This is a genomic window from Nocardiopsis sp. M1B1, from assembly GCF_052466615.1.
In genome coordinates this window covers 6,329,513-6,354,396 of record NZ_CP196194.1, presented here as the reverse complement: position 1 = coordinate 6,354,396, position 24,884 = coordinate 6,329,513, and the positions used below count along the sequence as shown (strand labels likewise).

Annotated in this window: 20 protein-coding genes; 16 read left to right on the top strand and 4 right to left on the bottom strand. The window is 71.8% G+C overall.

Annotated features, from left to right (window positions below; translation table 11 throughout):
• The first annotated feature begins 89 nt into the window (after window positions 1-89).
• The 7 genes from ACSTA4_RS27560 to ACSTA4_RS27530 all read left to right on the top strand — a co-directional run bounded on the left by ACSTA4_RS27560 (window position 90) and on the right by ACSTA4_RS27530 (window position 9,654).
• Complete coding sequence (locus ACSTA4_RS27560; RefSeq protein WP_013155421.1) at window positions 90-377, top strand: GNAT family N-acetyltransferase; 288 nt, start codon at window positions 90-92, stop codon at window positions 375-377.
• A 162-nt stretch (window positions 378-539) separates the two neighbouring features.
• Window positions 540-2,033, top strand: coding sequence for an alanine/glycine:cation symporter family protein (locus ACSTA4_RS27555; protein WP_444961617.1), 1,494 nt, complete (start codon window positions 540-542; stop codon window positions 2,031-2,033).
• Between the two features lie 271 nt (window positions 2,034-2,304).
• On the top strand, window positions 2,305-2,904 hold the full coding sequence (locus ACSTA4_RS27550) for a GNAT family N-acetyltransferase (protein WP_212642395.1): 600 nt from the start codon (window positions 2,305-2,307) through the stop codon (window positions 2,902-2,904).
• Window positions 2,905-3,293: 389 nt separating this feature from the next.
• Complete coding sequence (locus ACSTA4_RS27545; RefSeq protein WP_047868058.1) at window positions 3,294-3,509, top strand: heavy-metal-associated domain-containing protein; 216 nt, start codon at window positions 3,294-3,296, stop codon at window positions 3,507-3,509.
• Window positions 3,510-3,687: 178 nt separating this feature from the next.
• Window positions 3,688-5,976: a heavy metal translocating P-type ATPase gene (locus ACSTA4_RS27540; protein WP_444961616.1), complete on the top strand. Its 2,289-nt coding sequence runs from the start codon at window positions 3,688-3,690 to the stop codon at window positions 5,974-5,976.
• A gap of 376 nt (window positions 5,977-6,352) precedes the next feature.
• Complete coding sequence (locus ACSTA4_RS27535) at window positions 6,353-7,618, top strand: cytochrome P450 (RefSeq protein WP_444964288.1); 1,266 nt, start codon at window positions 6,353-6,355, stop codon at window positions 7,616-7,618.
• 332 nt (window positions 7,619-7,950) lie between these two features.
• Entirely contained in the window at window positions 7,951-9,654 is a 1,704-nt protein-coding gene (locus ACSTA4_RS27530; protein WP_444961615.1) for a serine/threonine-protein kinase, read from the top strand.
• A gap of 4 nt (window positions 9,655-9,658) precedes the next feature.
• Here the strand turns inward: ACSTA4_RS27530 and ACSTA4_RS27525 are convergent, their stop codons facing one another.
• The 3 genes from ACSTA4_RS27525 to ACSTA4_RS27515 form a co-directional block, all read right to left on the bottom strand.
• Window positions 9,659-10,603: a glutaminase gene (locus ACSTA4_RS27525; RefSeq protein ID WP_444961614.1), complete on the bottom strand. Its 945-nt coding sequence runs from the start codon at window positions 10,601-10,603 to the stop codon at window positions 9,659-9,661.
• Window positions 10,604-10,744: 141 nt separating this feature from the next.
• A complete protein-coding gene (locus ACSTA4_RS27520; RefSeq protein WP_444961613.1) occupies window positions 10,745-11,443 on the bottom strand; it encodes a response regulator transcription factor in 699 nt (232 codons plus the stop codon).
• Window positions 11,422-12,573: a sensor histidine kinase gene (locus ACSTA4_RS27515; protein ID WP_444964287.1), complete on the bottom strand. Its 1,152-nt coding sequence runs from the start codon at window positions 12,571-12,573 to the stop codon at window positions 11,422-11,424. Before ACSTA4_RS27515 ends, ACSTA4_RS27520 begins: the two co-directional genes overlap by 22 nt.
• Before the next feature lie 154 nt (window positions 12,574-12,727).
• Between ACSTA4_RS27515 and ACSTA4_RS27510 the strand changes: the two genes are divergently transcribed.
• From ACSTA4_RS27510 to ACSTA4_RS27490, 5 genes are all read left to right on the top strand, one after another.
• On the top strand, window positions 12,728-12,967 hold the full coding sequence (locus tag ACSTA4_RS27510) for a hypothetical protein (protein WP_248772399.1): 240 nt from the start codon (window positions 12,728-12,730) through the stop codon (window positions 12,965-12,967).
• 102 nt (window positions 12,968-13,069) lie between these two features.
• The gene (locus tag ACSTA4_RS27505; RefSeq protein ID WP_444961612.1) at window positions 13,070-13,882 is read left to right on the top strand and encodes an NAD-dependent epimerase/dehydratase family protein; all 813 of its coding nucleotides are present in this window, start codon (window positions 13,070-13,072) and stop codon (window positions 13,880-13,882) included.
• Window positions 13,883-13,967: 85 nt separating this feature from the next.
• Window positions 13,968-14,408, top strand: a complete 441-nt coding sequence (locus tag ACSTA4_RS27500) for a hypothetical protein (RefSeq protein ID WP_444961611.1) — start codon at window positions 13,968-13,970, stop codon at window positions 14,406-14,408.
• Window positions 14,405-15,757, top strand: a complete 1,353-nt coding sequence (locus ACSTA4_RS27495) for a KGGVGR-motif variant AAA ATPase (RefSeq protein WP_444961610.1) — start codon at window positions 14,405-14,407, stop codon at window positions 15,755-15,757. Before ACSTA4_RS27500 ends, ACSTA4_RS27495 begins: the two co-directional genes overlap by 4 nt.
• Window positions 15,754-17,220, top strand: a complete 1,467-nt coding sequence (locus tag ACSTA4_RS27490; protein WP_444961609.1) for a hypothetical protein — start codon at window positions 15,754-15,756, stop codon at window positions 17,218-17,220. The genes ACSTA4_RS27495 and ACSTA4_RS27490 overlap by 4 nt, the downstream gene beginning before the upstream one ends.
• Before the next feature lie 262 nt (window positions 17,221-17,482).
• Here ACSTA4_RS27490 and ACSTA4_RS27485 read toward each other — a convergent pair whose 3' ends face one another.
• Entirely contained in the window at window positions 17,483-18,637 is a 1,155-nt protein-coding gene (locus ACSTA4_RS27485) for an acyl-CoA dehydrogenase family protein (RefSeq protein WP_444961608.1), read from the bottom strand.
• Window positions 18,638-18,783: 146 nt separating this feature from the next.
• Here ACSTA4_RS27485 and ACSTA4_RS27480 point away from each other — a divergent pair, with 146 nt between their 5' ends.
• From ACSTA4_RS27480 to ACSTA4_RS27465, 4 genes are all read left to right on the top strand, one after another.
• On the top strand, window positions 18,784-19,542 hold the full coding sequence (locus ACSTA4_RS27480; protein ID WP_444961607.1) for a TetR/AcrR family transcriptional regulator: 759 nt from the start codon (window positions 18,784-18,786) through the stop codon (window positions 19,540-19,542).
• A gap of 104 nt (window positions 19,543-19,646) precedes the next feature.
• Window positions 19,647-21,272: a peptide chain release factor 3 gene (locus tag ACSTA4_RS27475; RefSeq protein ID WP_444961606.1), complete on the top strand. Its 1,626-nt coding sequence runs from the start codon at window positions 19,647-19,649 to the stop codon at window positions 21,270-21,272.
• A gap of 803 nt (window positions 21,273-22,075) precedes the next feature.
• The gene (locus tag ACSTA4_RS27470) at window positions 22,076-23,365 is read left to right on the top strand and encodes a citrate synthase (protein WP_444961605.1); all 1,290 of its coding nucleotides are present in this window, start codon (window positions 22,076-22,078) and stop codon (window positions 23,363-23,365) included.
• Between the two features lie 229 nt (window positions 23,366-23,594).
• Window positions 23,595-24,437 carry a DUF308 domain-containing protein gene (locus ACSTA4_RS27465; RefSeq protein WP_444961604.1) on the top strand — a complete coding sequence of 281 codons (843 nt, stop codon included), beginning with the start codon at window positions 23,595-23,597 and terminating at the stop codon, window positions 24,435-24,437.
• The last annotated feature ends 447 nt before the right edge of the window (window positions 24,438-24,884 follow it).

The following is a 24,884-nucleotide window of genomic DNA, read 5'->3' as shown; positions in this document are numbered from 1 at the left end:
CCGGGGTGTGCGCGGCGGTTATGTGTGGGAACGTGGTCATTGGCCCGCGCACACCGCGTGCGCGAACACGGGGAGTGGGAGAGAGTGCCATGGACCTGACGGTCGTCGACGTTCCGGAGCGCTCGCGCTACGAGGTGAGCGCGGATGGGGCGGTGGTGGGGTTCTCCGCCTACCACCTGATCGACAAGGGCGTGTACGCCCTGCCGCACGTGGAGGTCGACCCCTCCTTCGAGGGCAAGGGTGTGGCGAGCCGCCTCATGCGCGACTCCCTGGACCACATCCGGTCGCGGGGGCTCAAGATCGTGCCGATCTGCCCCTTCGCGCGGGCCTACCTCAAGAAGAACCCGTCCTACGCCGACCTGGTCCACGAGGGCTGAGCCCGCGGCCGCGCGCGGGGTCCTCCGGGGCGGCTCCGCGGACCGGAGGCGGATAACGGGGACATCACCATCCGGGCACGGCGTGTCCCGGATGGTGATTCTGCGTACTTCAGGGGTATGTGGGAGCGGTTGTCCTCTTATGGAGCGAAGGAGCCCCTCCCCGTGTTGCCTGCCGACCAAGCGCCAACCCTGGACGCGCGTCTGACAGACGCCATCGCGACGTTCAACAACGACTTCTTCTGGTCCTGGATCCTGATCCCGCTCCTCGTGGTGGTGAGCCTCTACCTCACCATCCGGACGGGAGCCGTCCAGTTCCGGATGCTCCCGGAGATGTTCCGGGTGCTCAGGAGCAAGCCGGAGACCGCCCCCGACGGGGGCAAGGCCGTCTCCTCGCTCCAGGCGTTCATGATCTCGGCCGCGGCCCGCATCGGCACGGGCAACATCGTCGGCGTGGCCGTCGCCATCTCCCTGGGCGGCCCGGGCGCCGTCTTCTGGATGTGGGCGATGGCGCTCGTGGTGTGCGCGGCCAGCTTCGTCGAGTCCACCCTGGCCCAGCTCTACAAGGTCAGGGACTCCACCGGCTACCGGGGCGGCCCGGCCTACTACATGGAGAAGGGCCTGGGCCAGCGCTGGATGGGCGTGCTCTTCGCGATCGTCCTCATCCTGACCTTCCCGATGGTCTTCAACGCCGTGCAGAGCAACACCATCGCCGGGGCCGTCACCAACTCCGCCCAGAACATGAACGTGGACGCGGGTCTGGGGCTGTCGGCCGCGGTCGGGGTCGTGCTCGTCGCGGTCACCGCGATGGTGATCTTCGGCGGCGTGCGCAGGATCGCGCAGACCGCCCAGGCCCTGATCCCGGCCTTCGCGCTGATCTACCTGATCATGGGCATCATCATCGTGGGGATGAACTTCGAGCGCATCCCCGGGATGTTCACGCTCATCTTCGAGCACGCCTTCGGCATCCGCGAGTTCGCCGCCGCCGGTCTGGGCACGGTGATCATCCAGGGCGTGCGCCGGGGCATGTTCTCCAACGAGGCGGGCCTGGGCTCCGCCCCCAACGCCGCGGCCAGCGCCGCCGTCACCCACCCCGCCAAGCAGGGCCTGGTGCAGACCCTCGGCGTCTACTTCGACACCCTCGTGGTCTGCTCCATCACGGCCTTCATCATCCTCATCGGCTACGAGGGCGGCTCCGAACGCGAGCTGGAGGGCGACCTCACCCAGATCGCGGTCACCGAGGCGCTGGGCCCCTGGGCGCTGCACCTGATGACGCTGATCATCCTCCTGGTCGCGTTCACGTCGGTGCTGGGCAACTACTACTACGGCGAGTCGAACCTGGAGTACCTGACCGCCGACCGGCGCGTCATGCTCGGCTACAAGATCGTCTTCCTCGTGGCCAGCTTCCTCGGCTCGCTGGGCTCGATCGACCTGGTCTGGACGCTGGCGGACACGACCATGGGCATGATGGCGCTGATCAACCTCGTGGCCATCACACCGCTGGCCGCGATCGCGGCACGGGTGCTCAAGGACTACAACGACCAGCGGCGCCAGGGCATCGACCCCGTGTTCACGCGGGACCGGCTGCCCGACCTGCGCGGCGTGGAGTGCTGGGAGCCCAGGGAGAGGGAGGCGGCGGCCGAGTCCGACCGGGTCTGAGGGCCTGGGACGGGGCCCGCGCCGCACCGGGGCCCGCGCCGCACCGGGGCCCCGGGCCGTCCCGTGCTCCGGCCGGGGTCCTGATCCGTCCGCGGGTGGGGCGGGGGAGTACGCATCCCCCGCCCCACCGGCGTCTTCAAGGGGTCATTCGATGACAGAACCCACCAGGTAAGGCTTTTCAGTGCATCTGTGTTCTTTCGGTCACGGCGAATAATCGCTAGTGTGCTGGATCACAGTTGTGGCGGCCCGTGTGTCTCGTCGAGGGAGTCCGATGTCCATCGTCTCAATCGAGCCCGCCACCGCCGAGCGGTGGGAAGACCTGGAGAACCTGTTCGGACCGACCGGAGCCTACGGGCACTGCTGGTGCACCTTCTTCCGGAGGCGGGCCAAGGACCACACGGCGAGCACCTCCTGCGACCGCTCCCAGCGCGGTGTGGACAACAAGGAGGAGCTGCGGCGCCTGACCCTGGACGGGCGGGTGCCCGGCCTGCTCGCCTACGACGAGGACGGCCCCTGCGGGTGGGTGTCCGTGGCCCCCCGGGAGGACTTCATCCGGTTGTCCCGGTCGCGGTCCCTGCGCCCGGCCGATCCCCGCGAGCCCGGCGTGTGGTCGCTGGTCTGCTTCTGGCTCCCGCCCCGTCGGCGCAGACGCGGCCTGGGCAGCCGCCTGCTGGACGGGGCGATCGAGTACGCCCGGGCCAACGGCGCCCGCGTCCTGGAGGCCTACCCGGTGGACACCGCCGGAGGGCGTGCGCCCAGCGCCGAGGTCTACACGGGAACGGTGGAGATGTTCCGGCGGGCCGGGTTCACGCTGAACAACCACCACGCGAGCGAACGCGTGGTCGCCCGCCTGGAACTCAAAACCGAGTAGTCCCCGCCCCCTCTTTCCCCTTTTCCTGGACCGTCCCCCGCCCCCGTTCCCCGACCCCCGTCCCCCGTCCCCCGTCCCCCTTCCAGCTTCCGGCAGCCCCGCCGCGCGTGGTCCGGTGCACCCGCCGCCCCGCTCTCCGGTCCGAACACGGGCCGCCCCCGGAGAACGGGGGGAGGGTATCCGGACCGCCCGCCGGGGCGCCGAACGCCTCCCCGGTCCCCGTGACCGCCGCCCGAGGTCCTCGCACGTCACGTGCGGGGGCCTTCGTCGTTTCCCGGGCGGCGTGCTCGGCGGACATTTGACAGCACCATACCCCCAAGGGGTATGTTGAGTGCATCGGAGACCGGTCCCAGGAGGGCCGGTACAGCACACATGCCCCAGGAGGCGAAATGGCTGCCACCAGCACCGCTGTTTACACCGTTGACGGCATGAGCTGCGGACACTGCGTCAACTCCGTCACCGAGGAGGTCGGCGGGGTCGCGGGGGTCACCGACGTCAAGGTCGACCTCGACAGCAAGAAGGTGACCGTCACCAGCGACGGCCCGGTCGACGACGCGTCGGTCCGCGCCGCCATCGACGAGGCCGGGTACGAGGTGCGCGGCTGACGCGCACACCGGGCCCCGCGGTCCGGGCGGGAACGGCGCACCGCCGGCCCCGGCCCGCGGGGGAGTTCCGGCACACGGGCGGGACGACCGCCCGCGCCGGGCTCCGGGGCCGTCCGGCACCGGAGCACAGGACCGTCCACGAGAGCACGGGGACGTCACGGAGGACCGAGGAAGGGCTATGAGCAGCAGCGCAGCCGCGGCGGGCCGGGCCGACACCGCACCGGTCGAACTGGACATCGGCGGCATGACCTGTGCCGCCTGCGCCAACCGGGTCGAGAAACGGCTCAACAAGCTCGGCGGGGTCACCGCCACCGTCAACTTCGCCACCGAGAGGGCCCGCGTCTCCTTCGACGGCACGCCCACCCCGGTGGAGGACCTCGTCGCCCAGGTCGAGAAGGCGGGCTACACCGCCACCGTCCCCCGGGCCGAACCCGAGGCGGCCGAGGGCGCCGCGGAACCCGCCGACCCCGCCCGCGCGCTGCGCGACCGGGTGATCGTCAGCGCGGTCCTGTCGGTGCCGGTCATCGCGATGGCGATGATCCCCGCCCTGCAGTTCACCTACTGGCAGTGGGCCTCGCTGACCCTGGCGGCGCCCGTCGTCGTCTGGGGCGCGCTGCCCTTCCACGTCGCCGCCTGGAAGAACCTCAGGCTGGGCAGCGCCACCATGGACACGCTGGTCTCCCTCGGGGTGTCGGCGGCGTTCCTGTGGTCGCTGTACGCGCTCTTCCTCGGGACCGCGGGCATGGCGGGGATGACCCACCCCTTCGAGTTCACCGTCGCCCGCGGCGACGGGTCGGCCAACATCTACCTGGAGGTGGCCGCCGGGGTCACCACCTTCATCCTCCTCGGCAAGTACTTCGAGGCCCGCTCCAAGAGGCGCGCGGGCGCCGCCCTGCGCGCCCTGCTCGAACTCGGGGTCAGGGAGGCCACCGTCCTGCGCGGCGCGGACTCCCGCCAGGAGTCGGTGCCCGTGGACCGGCTCGTCGTCGGCGACCGCTTCCTCGTCAGGCCGGGGGAGAAGGTGGCCACCGACGGCGTGGTGGAGGAGGGCACCTCCGCCGTGGACATGAGCATGCTCACCGGCGAGTCGGTGCCGGTGGAGGTCGCGCCCGGCGACTCCGTGATCGGCGCGACCGTCAACGCGGGCGGGCGCCTCGTCGTGCGCGCCACCCGGGTCGGCTCGGACACCCAGCTCGCCCAGATGGCGCGCCTGGTGGAGGAGGCCCAGAACGGCAAGGCCGAGGTCCAGCGCCTGGCCGACCGCGTCTCCGGGGTCTTCGTCCCGATCGCCATCCTCGTCGCGCTCGCCACGCTCGTCGTCTGGCTCGTGCTGGGGGCGTCCGCCCCGGCCGCCTTCACCGCCGCGGTCGCGGTGCTCATCATCGCCTGCCCGTGCGCCCTGGGCCTGGCCACGCCCATGGCCCTGATGGTGGGCACCGGGCGCGGCGCCCAGCTGGGCATCCTGATCAAGGGCCCGGAGGTGCTGGAGGACACCCGGCGCGTGGACACGGTCGTGCTGGACAAGACCGGCACCGTCACCACCGGTCGGATGACCCTGACCGGCGTGTCCACCGCCGAGGGCGAGGACGAGGAGGAGGTCCTGCGCCTGGCCGGGGCCCTGGAGAACGCCTCCGAGCACCCCATCGCGCGGGCGATCGCCGCCGGGGCCGCCGACCGCGTGGGCGCGCTCCCGTCCCCCGGGGACTTCGCCAACGCCGAGGGCCTGGGCGTCCGGGGGACCGTCGGGGGCCGTGCCGTGGCCGTCGGCCGGGTCGCGCTGCTGGAGGAGGACGGCGCCGTCCTGCCCGAGCGGCTGGCCGCCGCCCTCGCCGACGCCGAGGCGCAGGGCCGCACCGCCGTGGCGGTGGGCTGGGAGGGCCGCGTCCGGGGCGTGCTGGTGGTGGCCGACACGGTCAAGCCCACCAGCGCCGAGGCCGTCCGCAGGTTCCGCGAGCTGGGGCTCACCCCGATCCTGCTCACCGGGGACAACCGGGCGGTGGCCCGTGCGGTGGCCGACCAGGTCGGCATCGACGAGGTGATCGCCGAGGTCCTGCCCCGCGACAAGGTCGAGGTCGTGCAGCGGCTGCAGGGCGAGGGGCGCACGGTGGCGATGGTCGGCGACGGGGTCAACGACGCCGCCGCCCTGGCCCAGGCGGACCTGGGGCTGGCGATGGGAACGGGGACGGACGTGGCCATCGAGGCCAGCGACCTGACCCTGGTGCGCGGCGACCTGCGCGCCGCCGCCGACGCCATCCGCCTCTCCCGCAGGACCCTCAGCACCATCAAGGGCAACCTGTTCTGGGCCTTCGCCTACAACGCCGCCGCGATCCCGCTGGCGGCGGCGGGGCTGCTCAACCCCATGATCGCCGGAGCGGCCATGGCCTTCTCCAGCGTCTTCGTCGTCAGCAACAGCCAGCGGCTGCGCCGGTTCCGCCCGCTGGCGCGGGACGGGGCCGCCGACTCCTGACCGGAGTACCGGAGAACGGCGAGGGGGAGGGGCGCGGGGAGCATCCGCGACCCTCCCCCCCTGGTCGTGGAGGCCGTCCCGGTCCCGAGGGGCCCTCCGCCTCGGCGGAGGACGCGAGGGCGGGTCTCGCGCCCGTCCGGGGCGGGCCGCTAGGGTTGCGCGAGGCCGCACGGTCCGGGCGTGCCCGCACGACGCCGTGCCCGTACGCCCCCGCACGCGCGGCCCCCGCCCCGGCCGCCGAGTTCCCCCGCCCCCCGACCTCCCGCGTGGGGAACGCGGACCAGCCCGTACCCGATCCCCCGCCGAGGTACCCGTGTCCTCTGGATGTCCCCGAGCCGCGCTGCACCGCGGCGAGCCGCACCCCGACCCCTACTCCGTGTACGCCGGGATGCGCGCCGACCACGGGCCGGTGGTCCCGGTCGAGATCGAACCCGGCGTGCACGGGTGGCTGGTCACCGACTACGCCACCCTCATCTCCTGGTCCCGGGACACCACCACGTTCAGCCACGACTCCAGGCTGTGGCGCGACCTCACCGAGGGACGGGTCGGCCCGGACTCCGCGCTGACACCGGTGCTGGCCCCCCGCGCCAGCGCCCTGTACGTCGACGGCGCGGAGCACGAGCGCTACCGCGGGGTCCTCACCGACGTCCTCGGCGGCGTCGGCGCCGAACGCCTGCGCCGGACCACCGGCCGCTACGCCGACCGGCTCATCGACCGGTTCTGCGCGCGGGGGCGGGCCGAACTCCTCGGCGAGTACGCGCGCGTGCTGCCGCCGCTGGTCGTGAACGACCTCCTCGGCCTCGACGAGGACCAGGGCACGCGCTTCGCCGCCGCCGTGCGCGACCTGTGGCTCGGCGTGGACGCGCGGAGGTCCGGCGCGGAGGCCGAGCGGGTGCTGTCGGAGGCGGTGGCGGCCAGGCGCCGCGAACCCGCCGACGACCTCACCACGCGGATGATCCGGCACCGCGCCGCCCTCAGCGACGAGGAGGCGGTCATGCAGCTCCTGCTGGTCGCCGCCGCCAACGAGCCGACCGCGCACCTGATCGACGCGGTCCTGCGCGCCTGCCTGACCGGCCCCTCCGGGCCCGGCACGCCCCAGCCCTCCGACGCCTCCCTGGCCGAGACCCTCGACCGCGTGCTGTGGCGGGACCCGCCGATCACCAACTTCCCCGTCCTCTACCCGCGTGTGGACGTGCCCCTCGACGACGGCCGGGTGATCGGGGCCGGGTCACCCGTGCTGATGGCCCCCGCCGCCGCGAACCACTTCTTCGCCCTGGAGAACGCCGAGCGGATGGAGGAGACCGCCAACCGGGCGCACGTGGCCTGGGGCGCGGGGCCGCACCGCTGCCCCGCCATCGAGGAGGCGACCACCGTCGTCGCCGTCGCGGTGCGCGTCCTGCTCACCCGCCTGCCCGGGCTGCGCCTGGCCGTCCCGCCTGACCAGCTGCGCTGGCGGCTGTCGGCCCTGTCCTGGTCCCCCGTCCGGCTCCCCGTCGAGTTCGCCCCGCGGGAGCCCCCGCACCGGGGGCCCGAGGAGGCGGCGCCGCTCCCACCCGCCGACGGGCCCGGGCCGGGGCGGCGGGCGTCCGGCGGCACGTCGTCCCTGCCGAACTTCCTGGCGCGGCTGCTGCGCGGGTCCTGAGGCGGCCCCCGCACGCCCGTGTCTCCCGGAGTCCCGAGAGGCGGCGACGGCCGGCTCCGCCCCCCCGCGCGCGCCCGTGCGGCGCGGGCCGGGCGGACACGCCCGGTGATCCCCGTCCCGCCGGTCCGGAGCCGCGCGACGCCTCCGGCGGAATCCGCCCATGTCAGCGGCGTGCACCCGGACTCCCTCCGCCCGGGGAAGGCACATGACACCGTGGCGGGGAGCGCCAACAGTGGCCGGGGGATCCTAGACTCGCTAACGCCCAGGGGCTCCTCCTCCGCCGCGCCCCGTACTCCCCACACCGCCCCTCCCCACAGAGGAACAGCGCCTTCATGAACAGTTCCGAAGCCGACCCCCGTCGCCTCCTGGTCAACCGGTACCGTCTGGACGAGGTCATCGGCTCCGGCGGCATGGGGCGGGTCTGGCAGGGCACCGACACCCTCCTGGACCGGCCGGTCGCCGTCAAGGAGCTGACCACGCCGCCGAACCTCCCCCCGCACGAGGTCGAGGTGCTGCGCACCCGCATGCTGCGCGAGGCGCGCAGCGCCGCGCAGCTCAGCCACCCGGCCATCATCACGGTGTTCGACGTGGCCGAGGAGGACGGCCGTCCGTGGATCGTCATGGAGCTGGTCCGCGGCCCCTCCCTGGGCGACCTCGTCCGCGACGAGGGCGCGCTGCCGGTCCGGCGGGCCGCCGGGATCGGCGAGCAGATGGCGGCGGGGCTGGCCGAGGCGCACGCCCGCGGCATCGTGCACCGCGACATCAAGCCGGGCAACGTGCTCATCGCGGGCAGCGACCGCGCGGTCCTGACCGACTTCGGCATCGCCCACCTGGACGGCTCCACCCACCTGACCAGCACCGGGCTGCTGATCGGCTCCCCGAGCTACCTGGCCCCGGAGGTCGCGCACGGCCACTCGGCCACCCCGGCCTCGGACATGTGGGCCCTGGGCGTCACCCTCTACCAGGCGGTCGAGGGCACCCTGCCCTTCGAGCGGCCGACCCCGATGGCGACGCTGACCGCCATCGTCACCCAGGACCTGCCCGAGCCGGTCAACGCCGGTCCGCTGCGCCCGGTCCTGGAGGCCCTGTGCGAGAAGCGCCCGGAGGACCGGCCGTCGGTCGGTGAGGTGCGCGCCCTGCTGCGCGAGATCCGGGACGCGGACGACACCCCCGAGACGGTCGCCCCCGCGATGGCCGCCGCCGTGCCCACGCCGGAGCCGGAGGAGGTCGCGGAGGCGGCCGTCCGCGCCGAACCGCCGGTCCCGGGCCCGGCCCCCGGCCCGGCCGTCCCCCGCCGTGAGGGGCGCCCCGGTTCCGTCCGGCGGACGATGCTGGTCGCCGCCGCCGTGTTCGTGCTCCTCGTCGCGGGCGCCACCACCAGCCTCCTGGTGAGCATGAACCGCTCGGGCGGGGCCGACACCGGGCTGGTCGACGGCTCGGGCCAGGAGGCCGCCGCCGACCCCGGTACGGAGGAGCCGGCGCCCCCCGCCGAGGAGAGCCCGTCCGCGGCCGAGGAGACGCCGCGGGAGTCCGCGGAGCCCTCGGACGAGGAGACGGAGGAGGAGCGGGACGAGGACGCCGTGGAGGAGGTCTGGGGGCCCCTCACCCGCCACGAGGACTCCAGCGGCTTCTCCGTGGACGTCCCCGAGGGCTGGAACGTCGAGCGCGAGGGCCACATGGTCTACTTCCGCAACCCCGACGGCGGCTACCTGCTGGTGGACCAGACCGGCAATCCCAACCCCGACGCCGGGGACGACTGGCGCGATTTCGAGCCCATCGGCAGCGGCAACTTCAGCGGCTACGAGCTGATCGGCATCGAGGACGTCGAGGCCGACTGGGCCGAGGACTACGTCAGCGCCGCCGACTGGGAGTTCACCTTCGGCAACGGCGACATGCACGCCATCAACCGCGGCTTCCACACCGAGGACATCGGCTACGCCCTGTTCCTGGTGGCCGACAACGACCACCCCGAGCAGAACCGGGCGCTGCTGGACCACATGTCCCGCGGCTTCGAACCGGCCGACGGGGACGACTGAGCGGTCAGAACACCGAGCAGTTGGTGATGTCGGTGAAGGCCTCCAGGGCCAGCGCCGCCGTCACCGAGTTGCCCTTGGCGTCCAGACCGGGCCCCCACGCCGCCACGGAGCAGCGCCCCGGCACGATCGCGAGGATGCCGCCGCCCACCCCGCTCTTGCAGGGCAGGCCGACGCGGTAGGCGAACTCGCCCGCGGCGTCGTAGGTGCCGCAGGTGAGCATCACCGCCATGACGCGGCGCGCGTCGGATCGGCTGAGCAGCTGGGAGCCGTCCGCCCGCCTGCCGTGGCGCGCCAGCAGCAGCCCCACCCGGGCCAGCTCCTCGCAGCTGACGGTGATCGCGCACTGCCGGAAGTAGTGGTCCAGCACATCCGGCACCGGGTTGCGCATGTTGCCGAAGCTCGACATGAGGTAGGCCAGCGCCCGGTTGCGGTCGCCGTGCTCGTCCTCCGAGCGCGCCACCAGGTTGTCCGTGTGCAGGTCGGGGTCGCCGGTCTCCGCGCACAGCAGCTCCCCCAGCGCGCCGACGGCGTCCCCGGTGTCGGTCAGCAGCTGGTCGGTGACGATGAGCGCGCCCGGGTTGATCATGGGGTTGCGGGGCACGCCGCTCTCGAACTCCAGCTGGTACAGGGAGTTGAAGGAGTTGCCCGAGGGCTCCCGGTTGACCCGCTTCCAGATGTTGTCCCCGGACCTGCTCATCACCAGCGCCAGGGTGAACACCTTGGTGATGCTCTGCATGGAGAAGCGCGTCCGGGAGTGGTCGCCGGCGCTGTACAGGTCGCCGTCCACCGTGGCCACGGTGAACCCGAACTCGTCCGGGTCCACGTTGGCCAGTTCGGGGATGTAGTCGGCGACCCGGCCCTCGCCGATGTGCGACCGCACCCTCTCCATGACGGCGTCGAGCACTTCTCCGTAGTCGCCGTGGTCGCCGCAGTCGCGGTAGTCGCTCACCTCGGCCGATGCCCCCTCCGTGTCGTTGTCCCTCCACCTCCGGCTACCCAGGACGGGCCCGGACATGGCACGGGACGGCCCCGGAGGGGGCGGAAGGTGCGGGGAGGGGCGCCGGACGGCCACGGAGGCGGCGGGGGCGGGTCAGCCCCTCCCGTCCAGGAGCTGGGCGTCGTGCACGAGCAGCGCCACCTGGACGCGGTTGTTGAGCCCGAGCTTGGTGAGGATGCTCGACACGTGCGTCTTGACGGTCGGCACGCTCAGGAACAGGGCCGAGGCGATCTCGGCGTTGGACCGGCCCCCGCCGACCGCCACGGCCACCTCCAGCTCCCGGCCGTTGAGCGCCGAGAGCCGCTCGCGCGCACGCAGGGCCCGCTCGCCGCGGTCGTTGGCGCCCACCCGCTCGACCAGCCGCCGCGTCACCGCCGGGGAGAGCACCGACATGCCCCGGGACACCTGGCGCACCGACTCCACGATCTCCGCCGGAGGGGTGTCCTTGAGCAGGAACCCCGCCGCGCCCGCCCGCAGCGCGCGCAGCACGTGCTCGTCGGCGTCGAAGGTGGTCAGCACCAGCACCTCCGGCGGGTTCTCCAGGGCCCGCAGCCGCTCGGTGGCGGTCAGCCCGTCCACCGTCGGCATCCGGATGTCCATCAGGACCACGTCGGGGGAGTGGCGCGCCACCAGGTCGACCACCGCGCTCCCGTCCTCGGCCTCGGCCAGCACCCGGATGTCGGGCGCGCCGCCCATCATCATCACCAGGCCGACCCGGACCAGCGCGTCGTCATCGACGAGCACGACCCCGATCTCCCGCTCCGTCTCGCTCATGCCGACCACGGTAGCCATGCCGCCAGCCGCCAGCCACCCCGGCCGTCCGGACCGTGCTCCAGCCGCCCCGAGGCCAGGGACACCCGCTCGGCGAGCCCGACCAGGCCCTGGCCGTCGCCGTCCCCGCCCGACGCCGCGCGGGGGGCGCCGGGGGAGGGGTCGTTGCCCACCTCCACCAGCAGGCCGTCGCCCGGGGCTCCCCGGACCAGCACGCGCGTGGTGGCGCCCGGCGCGTGCTTGCGCACGTTCGTCAGCCCCTCCTGGACGATCCGGTAGGCGGTGCGCCCGGTGCGCTCGGGGACCGTCCCGGCGCACTCCTGCACGAACTCCACCCGGGTCCCGGCCTCGTCGGCCTCCTCCACCAACTGCCGCAGGTCGGCCATGGTCGGCTGCGGCAGCTCCCCGACGGGCGCGCGCAGCACGCCGATCACCTCCCGCAGGTCCTGGAGGGCCTGGTGGGCGCTCTCGCGGATCACCTTCGCCGACCGGGCCACCTCCTCGGCGGGGGCGTCGGGCCGGTACTCCAGGGCGCCCGCGTGCACGCTCAGCAGCGACAGCCGGTGCCCGAGCACGTCGTGGATCTCGCGGGCCATGGCCTCGCGGACCTGGTGCTGGGCGTGCTCGGCGCGCAGCTGAGCCTCCGTCTCGGCGTGCACGGCCCGGTCGCGCAGCGACTCCACCAGCTCGCGCCGGTGCTGGACGGTGAGCCCCCAGCCGGTCACGGCGCCCTGGAGGGCGGCGCCCAGCAGGAGGATCACCAGGAACGGGGCGTGCGGGTCGGGCCACAGCGCGGCGTGCACGAGTGAGGCGCCCACGCTCAGCCCGTACACCGCCAGGCTGGTGCGGGGCGGACGGCGCACGGCCAGGGAGAACAGGGCGATGAGCATCACGCCCGAGGCCAGGCCGGAGACGGCGGAGTACAGGACGAGCACGACGGCGATCTGGACCGGCCAGCGCCGCCGCCACCACAGCGCCAGGCAGGCCAGCAGGGAGAGGGCCGCGTCGGCGGCCTCGATCCACACGGGCAGGACCGGTTCCCGGACGGGCAGGTGGGGGAGCTCGGCGGCGTTCATCAGCACGGAGAGGAGGGCGATCAGGAAGATGGAGGAGTCCACGATCCAGTCGCGCGCGCCGCACCGCCCGGCCATAGCGTTCATCGCGCTGAAGTCTACGTTCGGGGCGACACCCGGAGGGCGGGAGCGGGCGGGACGCGCGTCCTCGGCCGTTCGGCTGATGCGCCCGGGCGGGGACTGGACGGTCGGCCGATGCGCCGCGCGCGCCCCGGCGTCTAGCTTCGGAGGTATGCGCAAGGTCATCCAGGGCGTCGGCGTCCTACTCGTCCTCGTCGGCGTCAGCGGCGCCGTCGACCACCTCTGGTACCAGCCGTTCCTGGGTGTGGTCCTCAACTCGTTCAACCGCTTCGTCGTGCCGAACGTGGCGGCCTTCGAGGGCTACGAGCTGCTCGCCAACCTGTGCGTGGCCGCCGTCGGCGCCGCCCTGGTCCTGGGGATGGAGGCGCGGCGGCCGCGGAGCCGGGCCTGAGGACGGGACCGGCCCGCGCGGGTCCGCGACGGGGCCGTCGCGCCGTGCCCGGCGCGGCGAGGACGGTTCGTGTCCGGTCCGCGCGTCGGTACCTTGTAACCGATGAGCACTCTGGTCACCGGAGCCACCGGAATGGTGGGCCGCCGCGTCCTCACCCAGCTGAGGAGCCGCGGCCTGCCCGCGACGGGCGCGTCCCGCACCTCGAAGACCCGCCTGGACTGGACCGACACCTCCAACTGGGACGAGATCCTCGACGGCGTCAAGAACGTCTTCGTGGTGACGCCGGTCGGGAGCGCGCTGGGCAACCGGATCGCCGGGTTCCTGGAGAGGGCCGCCGCGGCCGGGGCCGTCAACGCCGTGGTCCTGAACGCCATGGGCAGCGAGTACGCGCCGTCGGACTCCGACCAGCGCGCCGCCGAGCTGCGGGCCAGGGACCTGTTCGGCCGGTGGACCGTACTGCGGTCCAACTGGCTCTTCCAGGACTTCACCGAGGGGATGTTCGCCGGTCTGGCGCGCTCGCGCAACGGCCGCCTCGAACTGCCGGTCAAGAAGAGGACCGAGGTCAGCTTCGTGGACGCCCGCGACGTGGCCGACGCCGCCGTCGCGGCCCTGCTGGACGACCACAGCGGCAGGGAGTACACGCTCACGGGCCCGCAGCCGCTCACCTTCCGCGAGGTGGTCAAGCAGACCCGGGGCACCGAGAGCCCGGTGTGGCGGTTCAAGGCCGTCGACGAGGCGGGCTTCTACTTCCGCGCCGCGGACCGGGGGTGGAACGACCGCTTCATCGACACCCTCAACGAGCGCTTCGCCGCCGCGGTCCGGGGCAGGGCGGCCGAGGTCACCGAGGACGTGCGCGCGGCGCTCGGCCGTGACCCCATCCCGCTGGGCCGCTTCGTCCGCGAGGCCACGCTCTGAGAGGCCGCCTGGGCATATGGACCTTCCGCCTGGGGATTCTTGTGAGCGACGGCCTACAGTGATGGGCAGTCGATAGGATTTCGGCGTGTCCGGGACAGATCATGCGCAGGAGTTCGCGGGAGCCGCGCGACGTCACTTCGACGACGCGGAACTTCTCCGAGCTAACAGTCGATGGCCCAACGCCGACTACCACTACGGTTTCGCGGTGGAGTGTGCGCTCAAGAGTCTGCTGCTCAGATACCTCGGAGCGACGGTGAACCAAAATAACAAGCCCCAGATCGGCTCGTACAGCCTGGGTCACCTGCCTCCCGTATGGAACCGCGCGCATCTGGAAGCCCAGGGGCGTTCCGCGACCAAGCTCGTTTCCGCCATGGGCACGGCCAATCCCTTCGACGGGTACGACGTGGCGCATCGTTATCGTGGGAATCCGCAGGTGGACGCGGAGGTGCTTTCAGAAAGGCGGGAAACCGCCCACAGGATGCTCTCACTTCACCAACAGGCTCTCGTGACTGGAGGACTGCGGTGACGTTCGACGTCGTCCGTTTCGACGAAGCGGCTCCGCGTGCCCGTACCGTGGCCCGATCCATCGCCGAAACCGGCGTCACGGTCGTGGTCGTCCGCGACTTCCTGGGGCGGTTCACGCTGCTTCTCGATGATCGCGGTACGCCATTGGACAGCGAACAGGTCGAGAGTTGGCGGGCACATCTCCGAGAGCGCCTCGGCGATTATGCTTCCGAAGAACCGCTGTTGTTGGGGTCGGACCTCTTCGCACCGGAGTCTCTCCTGGAGTCCCCCCGTAGGGTGCTCGCACTGGAGGCCCACGAACGTGGAGGGAACGTCTATCTCCTGGACAACACGGTCGTCGGTGAGGACTGGTCCAAGGTCGTTCCACCCGCGACGGGGGGCGGAGCGCCCAGCGCGCGCACGGCACTGTACGGCTTCAAGGGCGGGGTGGGGCGTTCCACGGCAACGTACCTGTTGGGTAAGCACCTCGCCAGCCAGGGCCACTGTGTTCTCATCGTGGACCTGGACCTCGAATCCCCCGGGGCAGGGTCGCTCCTGCTGAACGATGACCACGTTCCGGCCTATGGGGTGGTGGACCACCTGGTGGAGTCCGCCGTCGGCAACGCTGACGGCCTGGACCTGGTCGTCCGGGCCTCGCACGTGTCGCTGGAGGGCAACGGGGAGCTCTGGGTGGCTCCCGCCCGTGGCGGCGGGCTCAGAGCCTCCCAGGATCCTCCCTACTCCTACGTGGACAAGCTCAACCGGGTCTACGCGGACGTTCCCAGGACGGAAGCGGGCCCGATGAGCTTCGCTGACCGCCTTGAGGACGCGGTGTCCGCCTGCGAGCGTCGGGTCGCGGACCTGAGCAGGCAGCCGGATGTCGTCCTGCTCGACAGCCGGGCGGGGATCCACGACATCGCCGCCGTGGCGATCTCACGCTTGTGTGACCTAGCTCTGCTCTTCGGTGCTGACAACGCGCAGACCTGGAGAGGCTACGAGGACCTCTTCCGCGAGTGGCAGGAATCCGGCCAGGCGGAGAAGATCAGGGAGAAACTCCGGGTCGTCGCCTCGATGGTTCCGGCCAACCGGAGGGAGGAGTACCTGGAGTCCTTCAGAGACCACGCGGCACAGGCCTTCTCCCTGCTCTACGACGACGTCACGGCGGGCGGGGATGAGAGGGACGTGTTCAATCCCAGCCTGGAGGACGACTCCGCGCCCCACGCGCCGCTCTGGATCCTGTTCGCCACCGACCTGGTCGGGCTCGACAGCGCGCGGACACCCGACTGGTGTGATCAGCCCTACGTCCAGACGGCCTATGCGGACTTCCTTCGGGCCGCCGGCCGACTCGTCATGAATGAGGAAAATCCATGACCCAGGGCATGAGCGCCGCCGAACTGCGAACCCTGTTGAGCGAGGCGCTGCCCGGCGCCCAGGACGCCGACACCGAGCAGCCCGGCCCGAACACCCTCTTCACCCCGACCAGCCACCGACTCGCCCTGGACCCTGAAGTGACGGTGGTCCGAGGCGGGCGCGGTGTCGGTAAGACGTTCTGGTTCCATTCCCTGCTGGACGACAAGCTCCGACGGATCGCTGCCGAGGAGTACCAGATCAGCCGTCTGACCAGGGTGGTCGTGACCGCGGGATACGGGGCTCAGCTGAAGCCGGACCTCTATCCGGGACCCTCGCAGATGCACGCTCTCCTGGACTCGGGGGTGCACCCGGCGGATCTGTGGAACAGCGTGCTTCTGGTCGCCCTCGAAGTGCCCGAGGTTCTCGCGCTGTCGTCCTGGACCGAGCGTGTGGAGTGGACGCGCGACAACCCGGGCACCCGCGATGTCGCGGTCGCGCGGGCGGACCAGGAGGCCAGGAGCGACGGAGTCACCCGTCTGGTGCTGTTCGACGCCCTGGAGCACCTGCACCGGGAGCGCGCGCAGGCGGACCGGCTCGTGAGCGGCCTGCTGAGGCTGGCCTTGGAGATGCGCCTGAGCACCAGGAACCTGCGTTTCAAGGTGTTCATCCGGCCGGACATGTTCGAGAGCGGGGGAGGGCGGTTCGCTGACGCTTCCAAGCTCAGTGCCAACGCGGCCGACCTGACGTGGTCGACGACCAATCTGTACGGCCTGTTCTTCCACTACCTCGGAAACCAGGGATCGCCGGGGCTGTCCGCTGAGTTCAGGAGGTTGCGGGGCGGGTGGCGCAACGACACGGACAACCGTTACCTCCCTCCGGTCGAGCTCCTCTCGAACGGTGAGACACAGAAGGAGGAGTTCACCCGAATCGCCGGTCCTTACATGGGGGCGAACTACCGCAAGGGGCACACGTACACCTGGCTTCCGAACCACCTGATGGACGGTACCGAACAGGTGAGCCCGCGCAGTTTCCTCAGCGCGTTGCGCACCGCGGTGGATGAGACCATCGAGCACTACGCGCACCACGACCACGCCATCCACTACGAGGGCGTTCGCAGAGGGGTGCAGGACGCCTCTCAGACACGGGTCCAAGAGATCGGAGAGGACCTTCCCTGGGTGCGGACCGCGATCAGTCCGCTGGCCGGTGAACAGGTCCCCATCGAACAGTCCGACGTGATCAGGCTGTGGGAGGCAGACGGCCTGAGGGAGAAGTTGGAACGGCAGGCCCGACGCGGCGACATCGAGGGGGATGAAGTCCGTACGGGTCCGCGTAACCCCGATGACTATCCCGAGCTGATCGGTGAGCTCATCGAGCTCGGGGTCATGCGCAGACGCAAGGACGGGCGTCTGGACCTTCCGGACGTCTATCGGATCGCCTTCGCCATCGGCCGCAAGGGCGGCGTGCCGAAGGTCAAGGCCTCCTGACGTGACCCGCACGGCCCGGGGCGGAACATGGTGACCACCCGCCTCTGGGAGCGGGCCCCTCACGCGGCTCCTGGCCGCGCGTCGGGCGACCGACGAGCGGTCGGACGGGGGTTCGCGGACTCCCGGCGGAACACGGACGGCACGGCCCGCCTCCGGAGGGCTTCCGCGACGGTACGGCGCACCACATGAAAAGACCCCGCTCCACGGCTCGTGCCTCTGTGGAGACCGGCCGTGAGCGGGGTCTTTCTGTGTTTTCGGGCTACTACTTGAGGAGCTGGCGGGCCATCACCATGCGCTGGATCTGGTTGGTGCCCTCGTAGATCTGGGTGATCTTGGCGTCGCGCATCATGCGCTCCAGGGGGAAGTCCTTCACGTAGCCCGCGCCGCCCAGCAGCTGCACGGCGTCGGTGGTGATCTCCATGGCGGCGTCGGAGGCGAAGCACTTGGCGGCGGCGCCGTAGAACGGCAGGTCGTCGTCGCCGCGCTCGGACTTGGCGGCGGCCACGTAGACCATCTGCCGAGCGGTCTCCAGCTTCATCGCCATGTCGGCGAGCATGAACTGCACGCCCTGGAAGTCGGCGATGTGCTTGCCGAACTGCTTGCGCTCCTTGACGTAGGCCACCGCCTGGTCCAGCGCGCCCTGCGCGATGCCGACGGCCTGCGCGCCGATGGTGACGCGCGTGTGGTCCAGGGTGCGCAGCGCGATCTTGAGGCCCTCGCCCGGGGCGCCGACGATGCGGTCGCCGGGGACGCGCACGTTGTCGAAGAACAGCTCGCGGGTCGGGGAGCCCTTGATGCCGAGCTTGCGCTCGGGCTCGCCCAGGGTGAAGCCCTCGTCGTCGGCGTGCAGCACGAAGGCGGAGACGTTGCGGCCGCGCGCGCCCTCGGGGTCGGTCACCGCCAGCACCGTGTAGTACTTGCTGACCCCGGCGTTGGTGATCCAGGACTTCTGGCCGTTGAGGACCCAGCCGTCCCCGTCGGCGACGGCCTGGGTGCGCATGCTCGCGGTGTCGGAACCGGCCTCGCGCTCGGACAGGCCGTAGGAGAACATCGCCTCGCCGCTGGCCACCTCGGGCAGGTAGCGCCGCTTGACCTCCTCGGAGGCGCCCAGGATCAGCGGCATGGTGCCGAGCTTGTTGACGGCGGGGATCAGGGAGGAGGAGGCGCACACGCGGGCGACCTCCTCGATGACGATGCAGGTGGCCAGGGCGTCGGCGCCCACGCCGTCGTACTCCTCGGCGATGTGCGGGGCGTGGAAGTCCGTGGCCACCAGCGCGTCGAGGGCGTCCTGGGGGAAGGCGCTCCTCTCGTCGACCTCCGCCGCGTGCGGGGCGATCTTGTCCTCGGCGACGGAGCGTACGGCCTCGCGCAGCTCCTCGTGCTCCTCGGTGGTCCTGAACAGGTCGAAGTCGCTCATCTGCATTCCTCCCCTGGCGGCGGTCCCGGGTGATGGCACCGCGTGCCATCCCTTGGCATTCAGTGCCAGGATAGGGGGCGGAAGGGATGAAGTACACAGATGGGGGCGCACAGCCTTCCAGACACCGGACGAAGGGGGCGCGGCCCATGGAGAACCAGGGCGGCCGGGGCGGTCAGACGCGCGCGGACACCCGTGCCGTGGTGCTGGCCGCGGTGCGGCTGTTCACCGAGGACGGCTTCGAGGCCACGACGATGGACCAGATCGCCGCCGCCACGGGCGTGAGCCGGCGCAGCCTGTTCCGCCGCTTCGGCTCGAAGGAGGACATCCTCTTCGCCGAGCACGACGAGCTGTTCGCCACGGTCGAGGGCTTCCTGGAGGCCTCCCCGGACGACCCGCTGACTTCGGTCCTCTCCGCCACCCGGCTGGTGCTCCAGGGCTACCTGGGCGATCCGGAGATCACCGTGCCCCGCTACCGCCTGGTCCGCGCCCACGCCCGCCTGCGCGACCGCGAGGTGGCGATGACCGCCCGTTACCAGGCCGCCTTCAGCCGCTACCTGGCGCGGCGCGGGGGAGGCGGGGACCGCTCGCTGGCCGCCGGGGTGGTGGCCGCGTCGCTGATCGCGGCGCACAACCACGTCCTGCGCGGGTGGCTGCGCGGCCCGGAACAGGACGCCCGCGAGGTGTGGGCGCGCTTCGACGAGGCCATGGAGTTCGTCCGCCTGGCCGCCGAGCCGATGCTGTGCACCGCGCCGGAGCCGCGGCGCGACCGGGTGCTCGTGGCGGTCTACCCCGGTGGCACCGGCCGCGAGGAGCTGCTCCGCCGCGTCGCCGAGGCCGTCCGGCAGTCCGAGGGGGCCGAGGAAACGGAGGGGGCGCAGGGAACCGAGGGGCCCGCGAGGACGTAGGGGTTCGAGGGGCCCGGGCCCGCGCGGTCGGGGCGGCGCTCCGACGAGCGTAGGCTGGTGGGCCGGGAAACGGGTAGTCACACGAGGCGGATCGGACAGCGGAGATGAGCGTGGACACGGCGGGCGCCACCAAGCAGGAGTCTGAGGTCGTACGCGAGGCCTCCCGGCGGCGGACGTTCGCGGTGATCTCCCACCCCGACGCCGGCAAGTCCACCCTGACCGAGGCCCTGGCGCTGCACGCGGCCGCGATCTCCTCGGCGGGAGCCGTGCACGGCAAGGGCGACCGCAAGGGCGTGACCTCGGACTGGATGGAGATGGAGCAGGACCGCGGCATCTCCATCACCTCCGCCGCGCTGCGCATCGACTACGACGACCGGGTGCTCAACCTGGTGGACACCCCCGGCCACGCCGACTTCTCCGAGGACACCTACCGGGTGCTGTCCGCGGTGGACTGCGCGATCATGCTGCTGGACTCGGCCAAGGGCCTGGAGCCGCAGACCCTCAAGCTCTTCGACGTGTGCCGGGCCCGGAAGATGCCGGTCATCACCTTCGTCAACAAGTGGGACCGCCCCGGCCGCGAGCCCTTGGAGCTGCTGGACGAGATCGAGCAGCGCATCGGGCTGCGCCCCACCCCGATGAACTGGCCGGTGGGCATCGCCGGGGACTTCCGCGGCCTCATCGACCGCCGCGAGGGCGTCTACACCAAGATGTCGCGCACCCCGGGCGGGGCCCACAAGGCCATCGAGGAGGTCCTGGAGCCCGAGCGCGCCGCCGAGGTGGAGGCCGACGCCTGGGTCCAGGCCCAGGAGGAGATCGAGCTGCTGGAGGCGCTGGGCGCCGACTTCGACGCCGAGTCCTTCCTGGCGGGGGAGTCCTCCCCGGTGCTCTTCGGCGCCGCGCTGCCCAACTTCGGGGTCGGCCAGCTGCTGGAGGCCGTGGTGGGCCTGGCCCCGGCTCCAGGGCCCAAGGAGGACGACCGCGAGCGCCCGCGCTCCGTGGCCGACCCGTTCTCGGGCCAGGTGTTCAAGATGCAGGCCAACATGGACAAGAACCACCGGGACCGGATGGCCTTCGTGCGCATCAGCTCGGGTCGCTTCGACCGCGGCATGGTGCTCACCCACGCGCCCACGGGCCGTCCGTTCGCCACCAAGTACACCCAGGCGGTGTTCGGCTCCGACCGCACCACCATCGAGACGGCCTACCCCGGTGACGTGATCGCGCTGGTCAACGCCCAGGCGCTGGCGGTGGGGGACACCCTCTACGACGGCCCCAAGGTGTCCTACCCGCCGATACCCAGCTTCGCCCCCGAGCACTTCGTGGTGGCGCGGGCCAAGGACGCGAGCAAGTACAAGCAGTTCCAGCGCGGCATCGCCCAGATGGACGCCGAGGGCGTGGTGCAGGTGCTGTCCTCGGACGTGCGCGGTGAGCAGGCGCCGGTGCTGGCGGCGGTGGGTCCCCTGCAGTTCGACGTGGTCAGGCACCGCATGGAGCACGAGTTCCGGGCCCCGATCGAGGCCTCGCCGCTGGACTACTCCGTGGCGCGGCGCACCGACGCCGAGTCGGCGCCCGCGCTGCACGCGCTGTCGGGCGCCGAGGTGCTGCGGCGGCGGGGCGACGGCGAGCTGCTGGTGCTGGTGCACAACAAGTGGCGTCTGAGGGTGATCGAGCGCGACCACCCGACGCTGTTCATGGAGCCGCTGCTGGCCGGAGGCGTCGACGAGGGCGAGTGAGGCCCCGGGGGCGGGTCCCCCGGCCCTGTCGCGGCCCGGACCGGTCCCCTCCGTCCGGGCCGCCGCCCTTTAGGCAAAGCACGCCCGAGCCGTTTACCCGGGGTGAATGGCGGTTACCCGCTGTTGATGCCGGGGTCCGGCTCCCGGGAAATTGGGCGCTCCGCGGAACGCCTCCCGGCGGGCGTCCCGGAGATGTGGCGCGGCGGTGTGTCCGCCGGGGTGTGAACTCCCGTGGCGCACGCACAGTCCGTTCCCACGACGGGCCCGGTCCGCCGCGGCCGGCGGGGTCGCCGTGATTCCCGAGGCCCGGGCAGAGGCCAAGATCACCAGCTGGCGGGCACCCCGCCTCAGGCCCCGTGAACAGCGCGAAGGTACCCTGAGGGTAGGCCACTAGGGCGTGTTCGGACACCCGGCCGCACCGAGCTTCGTCCGGCTCTGTCCACTTCTGTGAAGGACAGGCCGAAGGGGGAGGGTTCGGGCGGATGCCGGACCGCCCAGGGGGCCGGTACAGGAGGCAGCGGGGCGCCGGGAGGACCTCCCGGTTCCGTCTGCGACGTCTCAGGGCGATCACGAAGTAATCGACGGCTGGCAAAGTTTGTAAATCTTCACCTGGCGGTAATTCGGTGCACGTGTGGGTATGTGTTGCATGTCACCTGTTCGTGAATCGGTGAAACTTATATGCTTTTGCTTAACTGTCGTTTAACAAAACAGAACAATAACGAGTGAAGCAGGAACGTGGCGGCGGACCGCCCCGCGTATGACGCACCTCACGTATCCCCCGCCTGGAAAGGTTGACCTCGGGCATGAGCGAAGACGACAAAGAGCGCACGGTGGAGCTCCACTACGAGGGCGGCGTGCTGAAGCTGCCGGTGTTCACCGGTACCGAGGGTGAGCGCACCATCGAGCTGAAGACCCTCCTGGGGTCGACGGGGATGACGACCCTGGACCCGGGGTTCGGCAACACCGCTTCGTGTAGCTCGGAGATCACCTACATCGACGGGGCCGCCGGGATCCTGCGCTATCGCGGGTACCCGATCGAGGACCTCGCCGTGGGCGCGACCTTCATCGAGGTCGCCTACCTGGTGATCTACGGCGAGCTGCCCGACGCGGACCAGCTCAAGGAGTTCGCCGACAAGCTGCGCGACAACGCCGACATCCCGGCCGACATGGGCGCGCTCATCGACGCGATGCCCCGCAACGGCCACCCCATGGCCCTCATGGCCAGCGCCGTGAACACCCTCGCCGCCTACTACGAGGACAGCGTCGACCCCGGCGACGACGACCAGGTGGAGCTCGCCACGATCCGGCTGTTGGCCAAGCTGCCGACGATCGCGGCCCGCATCTACCGCAACTCGATCGGCGAGAAGCCGATCGGCCCGGACAGCTCGCTCGACTACGTCGACAACTTCATCCGGATGACCTTCGGCGACGTCCACGCCGACAGCGAGCTGGGCGACCTGTTCAACCAGGCCGTCGGCATGCTGCTGGTGCTGCACGCCGACCACGAGCTCAACTGCTCCACCGCCACCGTGCGCGTCGTCGGCTCCTCCAAGGCCGACATCTACGCCAGCGTGGCCTCGGGCATCAACGCCCTCTCCGGCCCGTCCCACGGCGGCGCCAACCAGGCCGTCCTGGAGATGCTGGAGGAGATCCGCGACTCGGGCATCTCCATCGAGGACTTCCTGGAGAAGGTCAAGGCCCGCGAGATGCGCCTCATGGGCTTCGGGCACCGGGTCTACAAGAACTTCGACCCGCGCAGCAAGGAGATCAAGGTTCTGGCCAGCCAGATCCTCGACCGCGACGAGAACCCGGACGAGCTGTTCGCGCTCGCCCTCAAGCTCGAGGCCGCCGCGCTCGCCGACTCCTACTTCACCGAGCGCAAGCTCTACCCGAACGTCGACTTCTACACCGGCGTCATCTACCGCACCATGGGCTTCCCGACCAACATGTTCACCGTGTTGTTCGCCATCGGCCGCCTGCCCGGCTGGATCGCCCACTACCGCGAGCAGCTGCGCGACCCGGCCTTCCGGATCGCGCGCCCGCGCCAGCACTACGTCGGCTCCGCCGAGCGCCGGCTGCCCGGCCAGGGGTAGGCACACCCCCCCGGAGCACACAGGAGCGCCCGCCCGCGTCAGACGGGGCGGGCGCTCCCTTGCTTCGTCCACAGGCGCGTTCGCGCTGTTCGGCCCCCCATGCGTCCGGGTATGACCGGTACGGGCTGCCTTTTCCCGCCTTTTGCGGACCGCTGTCGTCCTTGTGCGACGCCGGGGGAAGGGGCAGGGTGCGGTCACCGGACGGGGCCGTGCGAAGGAGGGGGCGACGATGGTCAGGTACGTGTGGACCGGTGACCTGCTCGGCGAGCTGAGCCGGAACTGGTGGCTGGTGGTCCTACGGGGGGTCGCCGCGGTCCTCTTCGGTCTGGTCGCGCTGGTCTGGCCGGGCAAGACCCTGGTGGTCCTGGCGATCGTCTTCGGCGTCTACGCGCTGGTCGACGCCGCTGCCCTCGGGTACGCGGCCTACCGCTCGTCGCCCGGGGCGCGGGTCCCGCTGGTCGTCCAGGCGGTCCTCAGCGCCGTCATGGGGGTGATCGCCCTCTTCTGGCCGGTCGCGGCGATCGTCGCGCTCGTGTTCGTCGTCGGCGTCTGGGCCGTGGTCACGGGCGTGGCCGAGATCGTCACCGCCATCCGCCTGCGCGCGCACATCAGCTCCGAATGGCTGCTGGTCTTCGTCGGGGCGCTCTCGGTCGTCTTCGGGCTCCTGCTGTGGTTCTGGCCGCTGGAGGGCGCGCAGGCCATCATGTTCGTGATCGCGATGTACGCGGTCATCTTCGGCGCGGTCATGGCCGTGGCCGGGTTCCGTCTCCGGGGCGCGGCCGAGGCCTTCCTGCCCCCGGAGGACGCGCCGGCCTTCGCCGGTCTCGGCGAGCCCGAGGAGCCCGCGGACCCGTACGACCGCGGGGACCGCCCCAGCGAACTCCTGGAGGACCGCGCCGACCGGGCCGACCGCGCCTCCCACGACGACGACCTGGACCGCTGGGGTGAGCGCGACCCCGGGGACTCCGGGGACCAGTGGGACGACAGGGAGGGGCGCGGCGGCTGGGACGACCAGCCGGGCGGCAGACACCGGGCCCCGGGCGACGAGGGCCGCCCCGACGAACCCCGCTGAGGTCCCTCGGCTCACCGGACGGGCGCCGGGTCCCCGCGCGGGTACGGACGGGCGCCGCAGGTGGAACCGCGTCCATGGGGTGGTCGACCCGAACCCGGTGCGGGCGCGGACGGGCGACGGCTCCCCGGCGGCCGGGCCGGTTCCGTGCCGGGACCGCGAGGCGGACGGCGCTGACGGAGGCGGCCACGGCAGCCGCCCCAAGGCCACGGGGAGATTCTCCGGATCCACGGGACCGCGTGGAAAGGGGCGCTTCTCCGGGGTCACCGGATCGCGTGGAAAAGAGTGCTTCGCCGGGTCCACGGGGCCGCGCCGAAAAGCGGGTGCGCGACTCCCACCGCCTGGCTAGCATGGCGCGCATGCACCTCCAGATCTACGGCTAGCGACAGGCGTCACCGACGCCGCGGCGCACCCGCCCCGCCACGGGGCCCGGTGCCCCCTCGCCCTACC